This is a genomic window from Pontibacterium sp. (genome assembly GCF_964228735.1).
Classification (GTDB): domain Bacteria; phylum Pseudomonadota; class Gammaproteobacteria; order Pseudomonadales; family Balneatricaceae; genus Pontibacterium.
This window is the reverse complement of sequence record NZ_CAXRBQ010000179.1, coordinates 1-18,730: the sequence shown is the minus strand read 5'-3', so window position 1 is coordinate 18,730 and position 18,730 is coordinate 1. Positions and strand designations below refer to the sequence as shown.

The following is an 18,730-nucleotide window of genomic DNA, read 5'->3' as shown; positions in this document are numbered from 1 at the left end:
TTGGTTCTCTTTGCCCGTGGTGGGAAATCTGTGCTACGTTTGACTCAATCTTGTTGTGCAAAAGCCTATGGAAATCAATTACTCAGGAAAGTCGGTTCTGATCGTCGACAATAAGCTCTCCGAGCTTGGCGCGTTGCGACAAATTCTTGAGCAATTGGGCGTGAAGCGCGTTCAGGTTGCCTCATCCGTCAACATGGCCCTCAGTCTGATGCGGGTGGAGGTCTACGATCTCTGCTTTGTGAATTACGATCTGGGGCGGGATGAGAAAAACGGCCTGCAACTGCTGCTGGAGGCTAATTCCGAAAAGCTACTAAGCCGCCGCAATCTGTTCGTGTTGGTGGTAGACACCGAACGCTCGCACTTGCTGTTCGGCTCGCTCGAAAACTCCCCCGATACTTATATCTCCAAGCCTTACGATCTGGTGAGCGTACGCGCACGCCTGGACAAAGTGATGCGTGTGAAACACGTCACCGAGTCGGTCGATTCGTTGATGGATGAAGAGCGCTGGGCTGAAGCGTTGGATCAATGCGATCGACTCTCCTCGATGTTCCCAGGCTTACACCTCTATCTAAGTCGTCTGAAGGGCACCATTCTGCTGCAGTTGGCTCAATACGCAGAAGCGGTGGACCTGTTTGAATCGTTGATCGAGCGGAGGGACCTGCCCTGGGCTGAGGTAGGCTTGGGCTCTGCCTTCTATTATCTGGGACGGTATGACGACTCGTTAAAAATGCTGAACCGGGTGGTCGATAACGAACACCTGTGTGTGGAAGCGTTCTCCTGGTTAGGCCGTGCTTATTGGGCCAAAGGTGCTTTGCAGCAGGCGATCACCCTGATGCGCAAGGCTGTGATGCTGCAACCTACCTCACCACAGCTGCAGCGCGAGTTGGCTGATCTGGCCGCACAGGCCGAGGACTGGAATATCGCCATTGATTCCTATCGGGCTGCAATCCGCTACGGACGTAACTCCGTATTCCAGGAACCGTCCTCCTATTTTGGCTTGGCACGTGCGCTGGCGCACAAGATGAAAAAGGCCGGCGAAACTGAAGAGCTGGAAGGGGAGGTGATCCGCCTGCTGGAAGATGTGGTGCTGGATCATCAGGGTTTTGAAGAGGTGGGCTTGTCCGCCAAGCTTTGTGGCAGTGATGTCTTCCGCATCGGCAAGGTCGAAGACCTGTCAGAACAGCGTATGCGTGATGCCTGGGCGATGTTTCAGCAGCTGGAAAGCGAAGTCCAGTGTGCCTGGCTGGATGCAATTGTGGATGCGTCTAACGGTAGTCCCCTGGCCAACGAGATCAGCGAAAAGAAAAAGGCCCTGGCCAACGTGATGGTGACCCTGAGCTGGGGTAAGGCCAATCTGAAGGCGATGATCAGTTTCCGTAAAGGGGAGCTGAACAGTGCCTTCAAACTGTTCCGCGAAGCACACCGACAGTTGCCAAACCATGTGGGGATTGCGCTGAACCTGGTACAGACCGGTATCGAGCTGGCACGACGGCTTACCGATAATTCTGAGGTCCTGTTGTGTTGTGATATGGTGCTGGCGGATATCCGCTTTGGCGAGTTGTCCGCCCGTCAGCAGACGCGTTTCCGGTCGCTGGCCCAGCGCTGTGCCGAGATCGAACGTCATCTGCCTGAAGTGGGCTGAAAGAAATCGGGGCAGGCCGGTTCCGAACCCGCTTAACTCTTTGATCTAAATCCCCATGACCAGTTGGGCCAATTGCATTCAACCGGTCAGGTGGCTAAAATCGCCGCCAGCCAGAATTTTATCCAGCGGGCGCTCCTTCTGGTATCTCTTTGCCCGAGTCTACACGTTGATAAACCATGAAAGCACATAAAATCCAGCAAGCTCCTGTTCCTATGCGTAACGTGGGTCCATTGAAGATCAGTGGTCCGGTACTGGACGAAAAGGTGACTGTACCGCTGGCGACTTACGAAACACCGTTGTGGCCATCCGTAGGTCGAGGTGCGCGTGTATCAGCGCTGGTAGAGGGCGGTATCAAGACAACCGTAATCGACGAGCGCATGACCCGTTCTATCCTGCTGGAAGCGGAAGATGCCACCGAAGCGATGCTGGCGCTGCAATCGATCAAGGCGCGCCGCGATGATCTGCAGGCAGTGGTGGCTACCTCCAGCCGTTTTGCCAAGCTGATCGACATGAACAGTCAAATCGTGGCAAACCTGATCTACCTGCGTCTGGAATTCACCACCGGTGATGCGTCCGGTCACAACATGGTGACCAACGCTGCAGACAAGATTATCCCGTGGCTGCTGAATGAATACCCGCAGCTGCGTTACTCCTCCATCTCCGGCAACTACTGCTCCGACAAGAAAGCGACTGCCGTGAACGGCATTCTCGGTCGTGGTAAGTACGTGGTGTGTGAAATCACCATTCCACGTGATATCTGTGAGCGTCGCCTGAAGACCACGCCGGAGAAGATGGTTGATCTGAACATCAAGAAAAACCTGATCGGTACCATGATTGCCGGTGGTTTACGCAGTGCCAATGCGCACTACGCGAACATGCTGCTGGCATTCTACCTGGCCACCGGACAGGATGCGGCCAACATCATCGAAGGCTCTCAGGGGATTGTGCACGCTGAAGTACGTAACGGTGACCTGTACTTCTCCTGCACCCTGCCAAACCTGATCATGGGTACCGTAGGTAATGGTAAAGGCCTGGACTTCGTGGAAGAGAATCTGCGTGCACTGGGTTGTAAAGAGGATCGCGAGCCGGGTGCAAACTCCCGCCGTCTGGCTGCCATCTGTGGTGCGACTGTGCTCTGTGGCGAGTTGTCCCTGCTGGCGGCACAGACCAATCCGGGTGAGCTGATGGAAGCTCACATCAAACTGGAACGCTGATGTCTGATCCAACCAACGAACGCAAGATCGAACATATTCGCGCGATTGAGCACGATCCGGCGACGGATCGCGACTTCCGCTATTTCGATCGTATCCATCTGATGCACCGTGCATTGCCGGAGCTAAACCTGGATGAGATCGATACAACCACCCGATTTCTGGATAAGGAACTCAGCTTCCCGCTGCTGATCTCCTCCATGACCGGCGGTGATCACGAACTGGTGACCGCCATCAACCGTAACCTGGCGATTGCTGCGGAAGCGACCGGTGTGGCTATGGCTGTCGGCTCCCAGCGGGTGATGTTCAGCTCGCCGGAAGCGCGGGAGAGCTTTGAGCTGCGCGAACATGCGCCATCCACCGTGTTGATCGGTAATATCGGTGCGGTGCAGCTGAACTATGGTATGGGTGCAAAAGAGGCACAAGAGGCGATCGATTGCCTGGATGCCGATGGCCTGTACCTGCACCTGAACCCGTTGCAGGAAGCGGTGCAGCCGGAAGGGGATACCAACTTTGCGGGCCTGCAGCAGAAGATTGCGGCGCTGGTGAAAGCGCTGGATAAACCTGTGTTGTTTAAAGAGGTGGGCTCGGGCCTGTCTCCGGCGGATATTGAGCTTGGTTTGTCGGCCGGTATCCGTCACTTCGATCTGGCCGGAACCGGCGGTACGTCATGGAGCCGGATCGAGCATCATCGTCGTAAAGACGGCTCCGATCTGGGGCTGCGCTTCCAGGATTGGGGTATCCCAACACCCAAAGCGCTGCAACTGGCCGAGCCATTTCAGGATCGTGCGACCTTTATTGCCAGCGGTGGTCTCAGAGATGGGATTGATATGGCGAAATCTGTTATACTCGGCGCCTCTTTGTGTGGTATCGCAGCACCGTTGCTGAAACCTGCTATGGATTCAGCAGATGCGGTGATTGCGGAGATCGAACGGATGCGCCGCGAATTTACCACCGCCATGTTTCTGCTGGGTGTCCCGAACGTTCCTGCGTTATTCCGGAACCGGGCCCTGATTCTTGAAGAGTGTTGAGGATCGAGACGTTTTATGTCTGTCGGTATTGACGAAATTAGCTTCTATACATCGAATTACTATCTGGATTTGCGCACCTTGGCAGAAGTGCAGCAAACCGACCCGGATAAGTACTATGAAGGCATCGGTCAGGAAAAGATGGGTATGGCCGCGCCTGATGAAGATGTCGTCACCATGGCTGCGAATGCTGCGCTGCCGCTGATCGAGCGCGTAGGAACCGACGCTGTCAGCACTTTGATGTTTGCCACCGAGACCGGTATCGACCAGTCCAAAGCCGCGGGTGTTTATGTACACCGTCTGCTGGGTATGAACAGCAACTGCCGTGTGGTTGAGATGAAGCAGGCGTGCTATAGCGCAACTGCTGCCATCCAGATGGCCTGTGCTTTAGTTGCGCGTCAGCCTGAGAAAAAGGTTCTGGTAATCGCCTCCGATGTTGCCCGTTACGACCTGGATACTCCGGGTGAAGCAACCCAGGGATGTGGTGCTGTGGCGATGCTTATCTCTGCCAATCCACGTCTACTGGAGATCGATCCGGAAGTGGGTAACCACACCGAAGACGTGATGGACTTCTGGCGTCCGAACTACCGTGCCACCGCACTGGTAGATGGCAAGTACTCCACCAAGATTTACCTGCGTGCGCTGAAAAAAGCCTGGGAAAACTTCCGCGAAGTCAGCTCTCTGGCGTTCGATGATTTCAGCCACTTCTGTTACCACCTGCCGTTCAGCCGTATGGCCCAGAAGGCGCATCAGCACCTGGCCAAACTGAACAAGGCGGACCTGACACCGGAACAGATCGAAGGGCAGATCGAAGATACGCTGCTCTACAACCGTATCATCGGTAACAGCTACACGGCGTCCATGTACATCGGCCTGACGTCGCTGCTGGAAAACTGCAAGCAGAACATCGCCGGTAAGAAGATCGGTTTCTTCAGCTACGGCTCCGGCTGTGTAGCTGAGTTCTTCTCCGGTACTGTTGTGGCAGGCTACGAGAAGTACCTGCACCATGCCGAACACAAGGCGATGCTGGATGTGCGTGAGGAAGTTTCCTACGAGAAATACCTCGAGTTGTACCGCCATCCGGATCCACGGGACGGTTCCGACCTGACCATCGAAAAAGTGACCAAAGGCCACTTCCGTCTGGCCGGTTTCACCCAGCACAAACGGGAATACGTCGCGAGCTGATGAACGCAATTGCCCCGGGTAAGGTCATCCTGAGTGGCGAGCACTCGGTGGTGTACGGGGCGCCTGCCATCGCGATGGCTGTGAGCGAGTCCATTCAGGCTCGCTTTTCTCCCGATAACTCCCATTCCATCATGATCGACAGCGGCGAAGGTGAACCTTTTGTCTATCCGCTGGCGCGTTTGCCTGAACTGCAACAGCATCTCAACCAACGTTACAGTGACTTTGAAGCAGGGCATCTGCCTGTGGATAAAATCATGGACGAGCCGCAGACCTTGCTGCTTTATGCCTTGTCCCACTTCGACAACCTCCCAGCAGGTACCCTGACCACTGAATCCACCTTACCAACCGGTGCTGGTATGGGTTCGTCTGCCGCGGCGATTGCCGCCACGCTGGTATTGGCAGAGCAGCTGTCAGGACAACCCCTGTCTCTGCAGGAGCGCTTTTCCCAGGTCCGTTATTGCGAACGTTTGCAGCACGGGCGGGGCAGTGCAATTGATGCAGCGGCGGTCACCCATGGCGGTTTGATCCAGGTGCAAAACGCTGAAGTGACGCGCCTGGAGTGTCACTTGGGAGCGGGTTGGTACCGCATCAATAGCGGTCGTCCGGTGGTTTCCACCGGAGAATGCGTGGCCGCGGTGCGCGAGACGCACGGATCGAGTGCGATCTGGTCGAAGTTTGCCGATATTACCCAGGCTTTTCCTGAAGCACTGAATCAGCCTGAGCGCTTAACCACTTTGCTGCGCGCTAACCATCAACTGTTGCAGCAGATCGGGGTGGTGCCTGCACCGGTGGCTGATTTCATCAGTCGGGTAGAGCAATTGGGGGGCGCGGCCAAGATCAGTGGTGCCGGCGCCAACCGTGGTGAGCAGGGGGGATTGATTCTGGTGTACCTGCCGGATGGGGCGCTTGCTGACCTGCACACCCTGTGCAATCAATACAACTATCAGATTTCAGCTTTAACTGAGGATCGTGAAGGTGCACGTAGCATCTGAGATTAAGGTTTCTGCGCCCGGCAGCATCATGCTGATGGGTGAACACGCGGTGTTATTCGGACACCGTGCACTGGCCTGTGCTGTGGATAAATACATGCACGTGTCCCTGCAGCCCCGTGATGATTGCGATGTGGTGATCGATTCGGCCCTGGCGAACTATCACAGCTCCCTGGATCAATTGGCCGATGACGACCGTCTGAGCTTTGTGCTGGCCGCGATCCGCCGTTTCCAGCCCCAACTGCCGTCCGGTTTTAGCCTGACCATCCGCTCCGAGTTTTCCCACACCGTGGGACTGGGCTCCTCTGCCGCAGTTACCGCTGCCGTGGTGGCGGCGATCATGACCTTCGCAACCGGCGAACAGCCCGGCAAAGAGCAGCTGTTTGATCAGGCGCTGGCGGTGGTGCATGAGGTACAGGACGGACGTGGTTCGGGTACTGACCTGGTGGCATCGGTGTACGGTGGTCTGATCGCCTATACGGTGAAACCACGTCAGATCGAAGCGCTGCCGGGCATTCCACCGATCAGTCTGTTTTACGCCGGCTACAAGACCCGTACGCCGGATGTGCTGAAGATTGTTGAAGCACGCAGTGCCAGCCAGCCGCAGATCTATACTGACCTGTATAAGCTGATGCATCAGACAACGGTGGCGGCAGAGTCTGCCATCGCTGCACAGGACTGGGCCGAGTTGGGTAAACTGATGGATATCTATCAGGGTCTGATGGACGCGCTGGGTGTATGTGATAAAACCATCGCTGATATGATCTGGCGCCTGCGCGGTTCCGATCAGATCGACGGTGTTAAAATCTCGGGCTCCGGATTGGGAGATTGTGTGATTGCGCTGGGGCGTGATGCCACACTCGAGATGCCATATGAAGAGATTCCGGTTGCTGTTTCCGCCAAAGGGGTTGAGGTGAATTATGCGTAAGATCGACGTGATTAAAGGACTATTGCCGGAATCAGTGCAAGCCGGTGAACGGGGCGAAGCGTTTGCGCCAAGTAACATCGCCCTGTGTAAATATTGGGGTAAGCGTGATCGCGAGCTGAACCTGCCGATCAATGCCAGCCTGTCCGTCTCACTGGCACACCTGGGTTCCAAAACCGTAATCACCGAATCCGAGACCGGCGAAGACCGCGTGGTGCTGAACGGTGTAGAACAGGCGAGAGACAGTAAGTTCGCCCGCAAGGTGGTGGAGTTTGTCTCCCTGTTTCGTGGTGATCTGAAGCAGCCGGTGCTGGTAAGCACCGAAAACAACATCCCAACCGCAGCAGGTCTGGCGTCTTCCGCCTCCGGTTTTGCTGCGCTGATGCTGGCTCTGAACCAGTTCTACAACCTCAACCTGACCGACGCCCAGCTTTCCGCCTGTGCCCGTATGGGCAGCGGCAGTGCCTCTCGCTCCATTTTCACCGGGTTTGTCGAGTGGCAGATGGGCCACCGTGATGACGGTATGGACAGCCACGCCGTGCAGCTGGATTATCCATGGCCGGATCTGCGTATCGGTCTGGTGAAAGTGGCGACCGGCGAGAAAAAAGTGGACTCCCGTGCTGGCATGCAGCGCACCGTTGAAAGTGCACACCTTTACCAGAGCTGGCCGCTGCAGGCCGCAGCCGACCTGGAGAAGCTGCACCTGGCAATCGAGCAGCAGGACTTCATGCTGCTGGGTGAGACTGCCGAGCAGAACGCCCTGTCGATGCACGCCACCATGATCGCATCCTGGCCGCCGCTGCTGTACTGGCAGCCAGAATCTGTGGCCGCGATGCATAAGATCTGGGATCTGCGTGCTGACGGATTGCAGGTGTACTTCACCATGGATGCCGGGCCAAACCTCAAACTGCTGTTCCGCAAGCAGGATCAAGCGGCATTAGAGGAAGCGTTCCCAGGACTGGAAGTGGTGGCACCGTTCGCCAGTTAATCGGTTAATGCAGGGAGCAAAGCAATGTTGAAAGCAGTACTGATGACGACGGTGGCGGGCATTGTTGCCGTGGCAATTTTTATCATGCTGGCGGTCAAAAGCAGTGCAGAGCTTAGCTACCGCGAAGCGGGTGAGACCGAGTACAACTGGCAGGGTGCTTATGCCTACTGCGAGGCGGAGGGTGGTCGCCTGCCGAATATCCTGGAGCTGACCGGCCTGATGTATCGTGGTGCGCTGAGCAACAAAAAAACCGACTACTGGAGTCGTACCGGAATGTTTGGTTATGCATTTGGCGCCAATACGAAATCCAACATTCTCAGCTTTGACCGCTTTGGTGACATTGATCACGTTGTTTGTGTGCGTGGCTGATTCACATCCTCTGAGTACGCGGAGTGGACGATGAACCACTCCGCTGCTGTATCTGCTCCTATCCGTCCCGGCTTTCTGCTGACCCGTCAGCAACAGGATCAGGCCGATGGCATCTGTCTCCACTACTGGGTGTGTGGCCCGGATGGCCCTTTTACCGTTGATATCCCGGCCCAGGAATCAGTGTTTTTTATCCACGACGAGCAGGTTGAAACTGCCCGGCAGGTATTGGCAGAGATTTCCGGCTGGCGTATTCAGAAGGTCGAGCTGAAAGACCTCAATCAGCTGGGCGTGAGTGCGCTCTACAGTACAAACCTGAAAATACAGCGACAGGTGATAGAACGTCTCCAGCGCGCCAATGTGCCGTTGCTGGAAGAAGATATCCGCCATGCCGACCGCTACCTGATGGAGCGCTTTATCCAGGGGGCGGTGGATGTGTATCAGCGTGACGGGCAAACCCTGCTGAAGCCGGGCACCTACGTACCGGAATTCCGGGTGTTGTCGATCGACCTGGAAACCACCATGCGTGCCGACAAGATTCTCTCCATTGGTTTATACAGCGACCGGCTGCAGCTGGTGCTGATGACCGGGGAGGGGCAGGATCAGCCGGGATTGGAGTTTCTGCCGGATGAACGTGCGCTGCTGAAACGCTTCGTGACGGTGGTGAAGGCGGAAGACCCGGATATCTTTATCGGCTGGAACGTGGTGGGCTTCGACTTCCGTGTACTGCAACAGCGTGCCGATGCCCTGAAAATGCCACTGATGCTGGGGCGTGACAAACATCCGATGCAGATGCACCAATCCGGGCAGGGGAAATGGTTCGTCCGTCTGGGAGGCCGTATTGTGCTGGATGGTATCGATACCATGAAAGGTGCCACCTTCCAGTTTGATAGCTTCTCGCTGGAGTATGTATCCCGACACTTTTTGGATCGTGGCAAGCTGATCGACCATGTGGAGCAGCGTGGTGACGAGATCCAGCGTCTCTACCACGAAGACAAGGAAGCGCTGGCCCGCTACAACCTGGAAGACTGCCGCCTGGTCTGGGATATCTTCGAAAAAGCCCAACTGCTGCACTATCTGGTGGAACGTGCCCGTCTGACCGGTTTGCCGCTGGATAAGGTCGGTGGCTCGGCAGCCGCCTTTGATAACCAGTACCTGCCGCTGATGCACCGGGCGGGTTATGTGGCGCCGGAATACGCCTCGGGTCAGTCGGGCCTGGATGCGCCGGGTGGCTACGTGATGGACTCGTTGCCGGGGCTCTATCGACAGGTGCTGGTTCTGGACTTCAAGAGTCTGTATCCGAGCATCATCCGTACCTTCAAGATCGATCCTGTGGGCATGGCCGAGGGGTTACAGGAAGGTGCGATTGAAGCGCATCTGGTACCCGGCTTTAACCATGCTATTTTCGACCGGGAGAGCTGTATCCTGCCGGGCCTGATCGAAGGTCTGTGGCAGGCGCGTGACCAGGCCAAGCGTGAGAAGAATCAGCCGCTCTCCCAGGCGATCAAGATCATCATGAACTCCTTCTACGGCGTCTTGGGTTCCAACGTCTGCCGTTTCTACGATCAGCGCCTGTCTAGCTCCATCACCCTGCGGGGGCACGAGATCCTCACCCGCACCAAAACCTGTATCGAGGAGCAGTTTGGTCACACGGTAATCTACGGTGATACCGACTCGGTATTTGTCTGGCTGGGCGATGACTACCCGGAAGCGGACGCCGATACGCGGGGTAAAGAGCTGCAGGACTATCTGAACAACTGGTGGCAGCAGGAGCTGAAAGAGCGTTTTGACCTGCCCAGCTTCCTCGAGTTGGAGTACGAGACCCACTACACCCGCTTCCTGATGCCGCGTATGCGCCATTCGGAAAAAGGCACCAAGAAGCGTTACGCGGGTCTGCAACGGATGGCGGATGGAAACAGCAAGGTGGTGTTCAAGGGCCTGGAGAATGTACGCACCGACTGGACCCAGCTGGCCCGTGAGCTGCAGCAGGAGCTGTACGAGCGGATCTTCCGTGAACAGCCGTGGCAGGATCTGTTGAAGAGCCGCGTAGCAGCCGTGCGTGCCGGCGAGCTGGATGACCAGTTGGTGTACCGCAAACGTATTCGTCAGCCGCTGGCAGAGTACACCCGCAACCGGCCGCCTCATGTGCAGGCGGCGTTAAAAGCCGAGCAGCATTACCTGGACAAAGGCATCCCCACGCCGTTTCGTCCGGGGGCCTACGTGGAGTATGTGATCACCGTAAATGGACCGGAGCCACTGGAGTTCCTGCGTTCGCCGATCGACTACCAGCACTATATCGACAAGCAGGTGCAGCCGGTGGCGGACACCATCCTCACCTTTATCAATGAAGACTTCGACCGCCTCACCGCACCCCAGTACCGCCTGTTCTGAGCTTCGCAGTAATTCCACCTTACGTCCGGCGAGCTGCTTTCCCAACTAAACTGTATATAACCGTTCCCCGCACGCATCACAAAGCATCGGAGGTGAGATACGGTTGTGGCCAAAGAGAAACCCCTGCCTACAGATCGGACCAGCCGTTTCCTTAAGATGGGGCGGATTGTGGGTGGCCTCGCAGTAGGCGCGCTCAAAGAGGGCGCAAACAATCTGGTAGCCGGCAAACCGCTGAAGGCGAACGAGCTGTTGCTGACGCCGGAAAACGCCAGAGAACTGACCAATCGCCTGTCGGAGATGCGTGGTGCCGCCATGAAGGTGGGCCAGCTGTTATCGATGGAGGCGGGTGACTACCTACCGCCGGAACTGACCCAGGTACTAGCGGCCCTGCGTGAAAGTGCGACTCCCATGCCGCGGGGGCAGGTCGAGCTGGCGATGCAAAATGCCTGGGGGCGTGGCTGGGAAGCTCAGTTTGAGCATTTTACCTACCAGCCGATTGCGGCAGCATCCATCGGTCAGGTCCATGAAGCGGCGACCTATGACGGACGCAAACTGGCGCTGAAAATCCAGTATCCGGGCGTACGTAAAAGCATCGACAGCGATGTGGATAATGTCTCGGCCCTGTTCCGGTTTCTGCGCCTGATCCCGCAGGACTATGACATCGAGCCCCTGCTGGCAGAGGCGAAACAGCAACTCCATCTGGAAGCGGACTACCACGCCGAGGCGGCCAGTATCGAGGCCTACCGCCAATGTATCGGCGCTGATACCGGGTTTGAGCTGCCCAAAGTTGATATCTCACGGACCACCCCCGAACTGCTGACCATGTCCTTTGTTTCCGGAGTGCCGATCGAAACGCTGGAAGATGCGCCCGTCCGGCACCGCAATCAGATCGCCACTCGACTGGTGGCACTGGTGTTGAGGGAGGTGTTTCAGTGGGGACTGGTGCAAATCGATCCACACTTCGGCAACTATCGCTACCAGACGGAGGAGGATCGCATCGGGCTGCTGGATTTTGGGGCCACGCGGCGTTACACACCGGAATTTATCGCGAGCCTGCGCCGTCTGGTGAATGCCGCACGGCAGGGCAATATTGCCGGGATCGAGGATCTGGCGGTTGAGCTGGGGTACCTACGACCGGATGAAGCTGCGCCGTACCGGCAGGGCTTATGTGAAATGCTCTACGCGGTGGCCGAGCCGTTACGGCAACAGGGGCCCTTTGACTTCGGCCACTCGGACCTGTCAAAACGGGTAGCTGAGCACGCCATATCGCTGCGCCTGCATCAGCGCTATCTGCATTTCCCACCCACCGATCTGTTGTTCCTGCACCGTAAATTTGGCGGCACCTATCTGTTGTGTGCGCGCCTGAAGGCGGAGGTGGATGTGAACCGCCTGGTTGAGCCTTATCTGCACTAATCTTTTGCTTGCTTGGCAAACCAGAACCCAGCTGACTTATCCGCTTTGGATAGCAGCTCCAGCAGTTGGGCATGGGCCTTGGCCTGTTCGTCGCTGTCATCACGACACCAAGCCTGCAGGGTGGTCAGAAAAATCCCCGTTAATACGATCTCTTCGATCTGTCTGCGCCGGCCGCTGGCGTGCAGTCCGGCACTGTCACGCCAAAGCTGTACCAGGCGTGACAGGTCAAACGCCATCGGTACCCAGTGGTGGATATGCGGGGTATGCAGCTTGGAGCCCAGCATCTGTGCCGTCACATGGTGATAGGGTGCCAGCGCTTCAAACCAGCGCCAGATGATGTACTCCAGGCGTGCCTTGGTCGGTAACTTGTTCACTTGCTCTGCTTCCAGCGCCAGCATCGACTCCAATGCCCGTTCGAACCAGGCGTCGGCAATTGCATTGGTGTCGGGGTAGTGATGGCGTATCTCATTGACCGTGGTGCCGCACCGCTCCGCTAATTCAGCGATGCTGAGGTCGTACCAGTCGTTCTGTTCCTGCGCCAGCTCAAGTGCAGCCTGGAGGATCTGTTCCGGCTCTAACGCTTCGGGCGCCTCGGATTTCTGCTTTTTCTGTTTTCCGCTCATAACGCTGTCCTGTCGATAAGGATAGGTGAGGGTTGGTGTTCACTACGGATCTGCTTGGTCATCTATCCGGCGTTTTGAACACCGCTTTAGAAAAAGTATAGGGCACTTGTAATCCCCACCCTGAATTCAGGTGAGGCGTAAATGGGGAAAGAGGCTTAGATAATGAAGTCGAAGTACTCTTCGCTCTGTTCGCGTGCGATCGATTCCAGTCGTGAAAGTTGTTCTGGCAGGTCCGCGGCTGGCACCGGTCGGCTGAACAGGTATCCCTGGATCAGGTCGCAGTTGAGGTGGCGCAGATAATCGAGCTGGTCCGGGTTTTCCACGCCCTCCGCAACCAGTGAAAGCCCCAGGCTGTGGGCCATGGCGATAATCGCTTTTACCAGTGACGCATCGTCTTCATCACCTGGCAGGTCCTTGATAAACGCACGGTCGATCTTCAGCTTGTCGATCGGGAAGCGCTTCAGGTAACTCAGGGAGGAGTAACCGGTACCGAAGTCGTCGATGGCCAGCTGCACCCCCAGGGACTTCAGATCCTGAAGCCAGTCGACCGCCTCGTCTGAGCCATCAAGGAACATGCTCTCGGTGATCTCGATAATGATCTGCGCCGGATTGACGCCGGTCTTGTCGATGATGGACCGGGCCACGGTAGCATTAAAACCGAGGTGGCGCTGGCTGGAGGAGATGTTGATCGCCACGGAAATATCTGTGATGCCCTGCTGCTGCTGCCACTGCACCAGTTGTTGGCAGGCACGCTCGAATACCCAGAGGCCCAGGGCCTGGATCAGACCGGTTTCTTCTGCCAGCGGGATAAACTCGCCCGGGCTGACGATACCCCGTTCCGGGTGGCGCCAGCGCACCAGGGATTCCACCGAATATACCTTGCCGGTGTGGCTGTTAACGATCGGTTGGTAGTAGAGCTCAAACTCTTCGTTTTGCAGTGCCAGACGTAGCGCCTGTTCCAGCTCGGTACGGTTTTTCACCTGCTCACGCAGTTCCGAGTTGAAGAACTGGTACTGGTTACGGCCCTGTTCCTTGGCTTTGTACATCGCCATGTCGGCGTGACGTAGCATGGTATCGCTGTCGCTGCAGTCATCCGGGAAACGGGAGATGCCGATGCTGGCGCCGATATACAGCTCGCGCTCACGCAGCTTAAACGGCGCGCGCAGGCAGTCGATGATGCGCTGGCTGGTGGATGCCAACTGGTTATCCTCCTCCACATGGGAGAGGATCACCACAAACTCGTCACCGCCGAAGCGGGCGATGGTGTCTTCGTCGCGTATCTCCATCTGCCGCCGCTCAGCTACCTGCTGTAGCAATTTGTCACCCACCGCGTGGCCCATGGTGTCGTTCACCGCTTTAAAGCGGTCCAGGTCGATAAACAACAGGGCGCAGTGTTGCTGCTGCTCTTTGGCTCTGCGCAGGGTCTGTTTAAGTTTACGTTTCAACAGACTGCGGTTCGGCAGGCCGGTGAGGGCATCGAAGTTGGCCTGCTGGCGGATCTTGTCTTCGTGTTCTTTACGCTGGGTGATGTCGGAGAATACGGCCACGTACTGCTGAATCTCGCCCTGAGAGTTTCTGATCGCCGAGAGGGACAGCCACTGCGGATAGATGGTGCCGTCCTTGCGCTTGTTCCAGATCTCTCCGGACCAGTTGTTGTTGCTGTTCAGCGCGTCCCACATCTCGTTGTAGAAGTTCTTGTCGTGCAGATCCGAGCGCAGCATACGAGGCGTGAAGCCCTTCACCTCATCTTGGCTGTAACCGGTTATGCGGGTGAATGCCCGGTTGACCGACATGATCCGGCTGTGGGCGTCGGTGATCAGGATGCCTTCGGTCGTGGTCTCGAACACTGCCGCGTTCATACGCAGGGTATCTTCGGCCTGCTTGCGTTCGGAGATGTCGTCTTTCACTGCCACAAAGTGGGTGATTATGCCCGCATCGTTGCGGATGGAGGAGATTGTGGCCGCCTCCCAGTAGAGCTCGCCGCTTTTACGTTTGTTGCGGAATACCCCCTGCCAGCGTTTACCGGCATGCAGGGCTTTCCACATCAGGCTGTAGTCTTTGCGGCTGTGCTTGCCGGAGCGGAAGATACGTGGGTTGGCGCCGATCACTTCCGCTTTGTTGTAGCCGGAGATCTGTTCCGCCGTTGGGTTGATGTATTCGATGGTGCCGTTGGTGTCGGTGATCACCACCGATACCGGGCTCTGCTCCAGAGCGCGGGACAGCTTGCGGAGTTCCAGCTCGTTGTTGCGTGTGTGGGTGACATCCAGCCGCACCCATACTTCACCACCTTCGGCGGTTGGGGTTTCGCTGCCCAGGTAGGCGTTACCGTCTTTTAAGATCTGCAGGTTGTGGCGATCGGAACGCCCGTCGGGGGAGACAGCAATGCGTTCGCGTATTTCTGGCTCGATCAGTGCCATCAGGTGGCTGCGGCTGATACCCGGTTGCAGCTGGTTTCTGAGCCATGGGTAGTAACGGCGGAAGGTTTCGTTAAACAGCACCAGCTTGCCGTCCTGATCAAACAGGGCAAAGGCTTCATTGAGACTGTCGACGCCGTCACGCAGGCGCAGACGCGCTCTTTCAGCGCTTTTGTGTGAGCGTTCCAGGCGCTGGAACAGGTAACCGAGACCAACCAGTAGCAGGGTGCAGATACCGATCAGCAGGATGCTGAAGTATTCACCTTGATGGATCTCTTTATTGAGGTAGCGGCGGTACGCCTGGTGCAGCTGGGTAAAGCTCTGGCGGGATGGGATTGCCAGATAAGCCGCGTGCAGGGCAGACAGCTTCTGTTGCGCACGTAATGTGGTGTCGATGTGCAGGCGCAGGTTCTGAATGTAGAAAAACTGCTGAGGGTTGATCTCTGCCTGCTTGCTCAGGTCATTGATACTGCGCGTTATGTCCTGGGCATCCAGGCTGCTGCGGAAGATGTAGTGGCGATAGAGCTGGTTGGCGATCTGCTGCACCTGATCGCTGGTGTTGTGATTACTCCGGCGTAGGTCATTCACAAGTTGCGGCAGGTAGTTCAGGCCGTTGCGCACGATGGCAGCGGTGGTTTTGATGCGTTCGATCTGCTGCAGCTTCTCACGGATCGCCTGGTTATAACGGTCGATCTCTGCATCCACTGCCGGTGTAGTGGCGCCGTAGAAGCTGCTATTTTCATCGGCCAGGCGGGTTTTCAGCGCCCGCATCTGGCGGGTCGCGCGGGAGAGCGGGTCATAGTTCTGTTGCTGCAGGGAGGTAATGAGCAAGACCTCCCGGTCCAGCAGGCTGTCCAGCTCCTTCAGGTCCAGCAAAAGATCAGCGCGCGCCTTGTACAGGCGCTCATCGCTGTCATACACAATAAAAAACAGGCTTAGCACCAGCGAGATCGCCAGCAGCGGGAACAAGATGGTCTGGAGGCGTATACCGTTCATGGCTGCAGCCTTGGGTGTTCGCCCACTAGTGAGTGGAGAAAGCTGACGATCGCTTCCACGTGTGGATCGGGAATATCACGTCCCAGCTGGTATTTGGCCATGACGCGGATCGCATCCGGCAGGGTCTCCACCGAACCGTCGTGAAAGTAGGGTGCTGTTTTTACCGCCAGCCGTAAGCTGGGCACTTTGAACAGGTGCTTATCTTCCGGCGCGCCGGTCACGTTATATCGCCCTAGGTCTGCAATCGATTCACCATTACCACGGGTCTGGAAGTAGGTTTGGATATCGTCCACCGCACCAAAATGGGCGTACATATTGCCGCCGACATTGGCACCCTGGTGGCAGCTTACGCAGCCGTAGGACTTGAACAGCCTGTAGCCTTTCACCTGCTGCTCGGTCAGGGCTTCGCGTTTCCCCCGCAGCCACTGATCAAAAGGGGCGTTGACGGTTAGCAGCGAGCGCTCAAATGCGGCAAGGGCATCGCGGACATTAGCGCCGGTGATGCCACCCTTATAGGTCTGGGTGAAGCGTTTGCGCAGCTCTGTATCCCGGTTGAGCTTGTTGGTGATCTGTTCCCAGTTGCTGTTCATCTCAACCGGATTATGGATGGGGCCGTTTATCTGATCGTTCAGTGTCTGCGCGCGACCATCCCAAAACTGGGCCAGGTTGAAGTGGGTATTAAAGACGGTGGGGGTGTTGGTAGTGCCGGGAGCGTTATTTACACCATAGGATACGGGGTGCTGATCGGCGCCGCCGTTCGCCAGGTTATGGCAGCTGGCGCAGCTGATGCTGTTGTCGCTGGAGAGCCGTACATCATGGAACAGTATCTCACCCAGCTGGATCTTCTCCGCTGAATCTGAAGGGAGCGCTTTGATCGGGCTGATCGGCTCGGAGCCCAGATCTGCCCATGCTGCACAGGAGGTAATCGTCAGCAATAACAGCGTTGTGCGTTTTAGATGTGCTAAGGCGCCATGCAGCATTCAAAGGTTGCTCAGTAGTCTACTTCAAGGAAAGCTATATTAGTAAAATCTAAAATCATTGGCGATGCCAGCATATGATTTCTTACAGTCTTATTTATCCGATGCAGAACAACCGTTAGTTGATATTCGTCATGCTATTTGCCGATCCGTCAGGAGTCTTTAGTACTGGGTTTTTATGACAGGCAGGTATAAGCGTGCCGTGTTGTCCAAAATATTTTATGCACGTTCCTGGATGAGGCGTGTGACGAGGTGCACTATTTTTGCCCCTGGTTGTTTGTTGATCAGTCGAAATGCAGGGTTTAAGCTTGTTGCGTAGGAGTGAGCTAACTTGCTGATTGTGCGTGAATTTGGGGCGATTTGTTGTGAAATGCCCGAAAATGTGCACTTGATATTTATCAAAGACGTGCTTGTTATTAAAAGGGTATTAACGGTTTCAGATGCAACCTGGAGATCGCAGTTATGACCAAACAAGCACGAGACATCATGAGCCACGACCTGTTTGTCGTTTCACCGGAAATGTCTCTGGTGGAGATGGACAAGGCACTCGCCACCGAGAATATTAGTGGAGCTCCTGTGGTGGAGGACGGTGCGCTGGTGGGCATCGTGACCAGTACTGATATCGGCCAAACGTTCTCCAACAATTTGAAGAGTGAGGAAGGGGAGGCCAGCTACTACTGGCATAGCAACGGTACGCTGACCAGTTTGATTTTTGGGGCAGATAACGATGATAGTGCGCTTGCCGACCGGATTCGTGCCTGTAAGGTGGCGGATATCATGACCCGGAAAGTCATAGCAGTAGACCCGCATGATGATGTGAAAAAAGTAGCGCAGTTGATGACGGAATATAAGATTCATCGGGTGCTTGTAGTTGAAAACAAAAAGCCGGTGGGGATTATTACGTCATTGGATATGGTGGGGGTGTTGGCGCAGTAAGCGCTAACTGTTAGCCCTGTAGCAGCGGTCTTTTATGCCCTTTAGTGTGCCGACCGCGACCTCTGTCACGCAGTATTGATTTAGTGTTCTTCTTCGCCCTCACAAGGGCGAGATAAGGGGAGTCTCTGAACTCCCCTTATCAATGCCTGCGCGGCCCGCCCGGCAGCCTCACTACTTGCCGGGCAAAGCCCGGTTCCCTGTGCGTCCCACAAATAAAACGAAGCAAATAAACTCGGCCTTTGGCCTCAGACAGAATTTGCTTTTAAGCGTTTGATTTACGAAATGCTCGGCGGCGTAGAGGGGAGTGGAGTTCGTGCTAACCGACAAATTGGGATCCGGAATATACGCTGTAGGGTAGGCTTTAGCCTACCGGCAGCCTGAAGGCTGCCCTAAAAAAAGGTTCATCGTCGATTACCGGGGAAGGCCGCCTTTATCTTTAGGAAGAAGTACTCGGTATCTCGATAACCATAGGCCATACGCTTGATTACTTTGATATTGTTTTTTTTCCCCTCCAATCGACTGGTGTGGAGGGGATGTATCGCTGACGCCACGATACCGTGTAGATACGGCTTTAACTTCCGCGCAAAGTCCAGCAAGGGTTTTATCCCACTTTCCTGTACCTGCTGCCACCACTGCTCCCACATCC

15 protein-coding genes are annotated in these 18,730 nt (G+C 56.1%); 11 read left to right on the top strand and 4 right to left on the bottom strand.

What is annotated here, in order from left to right:
* Window positions 1–67: 67 nt before the first annotated feature.
* The 10 genes from ACEQ15_RS18980 (at window position 68) to ACEQ15_RS18935 (ending at window position 12,138) form a co-directional block, all read left to right on the top strand.
* Window positions 68–1,642 (top strand): tetratricopeptide repeat protein, encoded by a 1,575-nt coding sequence (locus ACEQ15_RS18980; protein WP_370280829.1) that lies wholly within the window; start codon window positions 68–70, stop codon window positions 1,640–1,642.
* A 176-nt stretch (window positions 1,643–1,818) separates the two neighbouring features.
* Window positions 1,819–2,856 (top strand): hydroxymethylglutaryl-CoA reductase, encoded by a 1,038-nt coding sequence (locus ACEQ15_RS18975; RefSeq protein WP_370280828.1) that lies wholly within the window; start codon window positions 1,819–1,821, stop codon window positions 2,854–2,856.
* On the top strand, window positions 2,856–3,884 hold the full coding sequence (gene fni, locus ACEQ15_RS18970) for a type 2 isopentenyl-diphosphate Delta-isomerase (RefSeq protein ID WP_370280827.1): 1,029 nt from the start codon (window positions 2,856–2,858) through the stop codon (window positions 3,882–3,884). The genes ACEQ15_RS18975 and fni overlap by 1 nt, the downstream gene beginning before the upstream one ends.
* A gap of 15 nt (window positions 3,885–3,899) precedes the next feature.
* Window positions 3,900–5,066 carry a hydroxymethylglutaryl-CoA synthase gene (locus ACEQ15_RS18965; RefSeq protein WP_370280826.1) on the top strand — a complete coding sequence of 389 codons (1,167 nt, stop codon included), beginning with the start codon at window positions 3,900–3,902 and terminating at the stop codon, window positions 5,064–5,066.
* On the top strand, window positions 5,066–6,058 hold the full coding sequence (locus ACEQ15_RS18960; protein ID WP_370280825.1) for a mevalonate kinase: 993 nt from the start codon (window positions 5,066–5,068) through the stop codon (window positions 6,056–6,058). The genes ACEQ15_RS18965 and ACEQ15_RS18960 overlap by 1 nt, the downstream gene beginning before the upstream one ends.
* Entirely contained in the window at window positions 6,042–6,983 is a 942-nt protein-coding gene (locus tag ACEQ15_RS18955) for a mevalonate kinase (protein ID WP_370280824.1), read from the top strand. Before ACEQ15_RS18960 ends, ACEQ15_RS18955 begins: the two co-directional genes overlap by 17 nt.
* On the top strand, window positions 6,976–7,968 hold the full coding sequence (gene mvaD, locus ACEQ15_RS18950; protein WP_370280823.1) for a diphosphomevalonate decarboxylase: 993 nt from the start codon (window positions 6,976–6,978) through the stop codon (window positions 7,966–7,968). The genes ACEQ15_RS18955 and mvaD overlap by 8 nt, the downstream gene beginning before the upstream one ends.
* A 24-nt stretch (window positions 7,969–7,992) precedes the next feature.
* Entirely contained in the window at window positions 7,993–8,337 is a 345-nt protein-coding gene (locus ACEQ15_RS18945) for a hypothetical protein (RefSeq protein WP_370280822.1), read from the top strand.
* A gap of 30 nt (window positions 8,338–8,367) precedes the next feature.
* Window positions 8,368–10,725, top strand: coding sequence for a DNA polymerase II (locus ACEQ15_RS18940; protein ID WP_370280821.1), 2,358 nt, complete (start codon window positions 8,368–8,370; stop codon window positions 10,723–10,725).
* 105 nt (window positions 10,726–10,830) lie between these two features.
* The gene (locus ACEQ15_RS18935; RefSeq protein ID WP_370280820.1) at window positions 10,831–12,138 is read left to right on the top strand and encodes an ABC1 kinase family protein; all 1,308 of its coding nucleotides are present in this window, start codon (window positions 10,831–10,833) and stop codon (window positions 12,136–12,138) included.
* Here ACEQ15_RS18935 and ACEQ15_RS18930 read toward each other — a convergent pair.
* The 3 genes from ACEQ15_RS18930 to ACEQ15_RS18920 form a co-directional block, all read right to left on the bottom strand.
* A complete protein-coding gene (locus ACEQ15_RS18930; RefSeq protein ID WP_370280819.1) occupies window positions 12,135–12,761 on the bottom strand; it encodes a TetR/AcrR family transcriptional regulator in 627 nt (208 codons plus the stop codon). The genes ACEQ15_RS18935 and ACEQ15_RS18930 overlap by 4 nt on opposite strands.
* Window positions 12,762–12,916: 155 nt before the next feature.
* Window positions 12,917–16,171, bottom strand: coding sequence for an EAL domain-containing protein (locus ACEQ15_RS18925; RefSeq protein WP_370280818.1), 3,255 nt, complete (start codon window positions 16,169–16,171; stop codon window positions 12,917–12,919).
* A complete protein-coding gene (locus ACEQ15_RS18920; RefSeq protein WP_370280817.1) occupies window positions 16,168–17,151 on the bottom strand; it encodes a cytochrome-c peroxidase in 984 nt (327 codons plus the stop codon). The genes ACEQ15_RS18925 and ACEQ15_RS18920 overlap by 4 nt, the downstream gene beginning before the upstream one ends.
* Before the next feature lie 459 nt (window positions 17,152–17,610).
* Between ACEQ15_RS18920 and ACEQ15_RS18915 the strand changes: the two genes are divergently transcribed.
* Window positions 17,611–18,084: a CBS domain-containing protein gene (locus ACEQ15_RS18915; protein WP_370280816.1), complete on the top strand. Its 474-nt coding sequence runs from the start codon at window positions 17,611–17,613 to the stop codon at window positions 18,082–18,084.
* Between the two features lie 401 nt (window positions 18,085–18,485).
* On the opposite strand, the gene ACEQ15_RS18910 is transcribed toward ACEQ15_RS18915, so the two are convergent.
* Window positions 18,486–18,730: transposase (locus ACEQ15_RS18910; protein ID WP_370280815.1), on the bottom strand; the 245-nt coding region annotated here is incomplete at its 5' end.

Bases quoted from the DNA above. Each gene is read 5' to 3' on its own strand.
- ACEQ15_RS18940 (WP_370280821.1), top strand. From the start codon at position 8,368: ATGAACCACTCCGCTGCTGTATCTGCTCCTATCCGTCCCGGCTTTCTG.
- ACEQ15_RS18915 (WP_370280816.1), top strand. From the start codon at position 17,611: ATGACCAAACAAGCACGAGACATCATGAGCCACGACCTGTTTGTCGTT.
- ACEQ15_RS18960 (WP_370280825.1), top strand. From the start codon at position 5,066: ATGAACGCAATTGCCCCGGGTAAGGTCATCCTGAGTGGCGAGCACTCG.
- mvaD (WP_370280823.1), top strand. From the start codon at position 6,976: ATGCGTAAGATCGACGTGATTAAAGGACTATTGCCGGAATCAGTGCAA.
- ACEQ15_RS18925 (WP_370280818.1), bottom strand. From the start codon at position 16,171: ATGAACGGTATACGCCTCCAGACCATCTTGTTCCCGCTGCTGGCGATC.
- ACEQ15_RS18945 (WP_370280822.1), top strand. From the start codon at position 7,993: ATGTTGAAAGCAGTACTGATGACGACGGTGGCGGGCATTGTTGCCGTG.
- ACEQ15_RS18975 (WP_370280828.1), top strand. From the start codon at position 1,819: ATGAAAGCACATAAAATCCAGCAAGCTCCTGTTCCTATGCGTAACGTG.
- fni (WP_370280827.1), top strand. From the start codon at position 2,856: ATGTCTGATCCAACCAACGAACGCAAGATCGAACATATTCGCGCGATT.
- ACEQ15_RS18930 (WP_370280819.1), bottom strand. From the start codon at position 12,761: ATGAGCGGAAAACAGAAAAAGCAGAAATCCGAGGCGCCCGAAGCGTTA.
- ACEQ15_RS18965 (WP_370280826.1), top strand. From the start codon at position 3,900: ATGTCTGTCGGTATTGACGAAATTAGCTTCTATACATCGAATTACTAT.
- ACEQ15_RS18980 (WP_370280829.1), top strand. From the start codon at position 68: ATGGAAATCAATTACTCAGGAAAGTCGGTTCTGATCGTCGACAATAAG.
- ACEQ15_RS18920 (WP_370280817.1), bottom strand. From the start codon at position 17,151: ATGCTGCATGGCGCCTTAGCACATCTAAAACGCACAACGCTGTTATTG.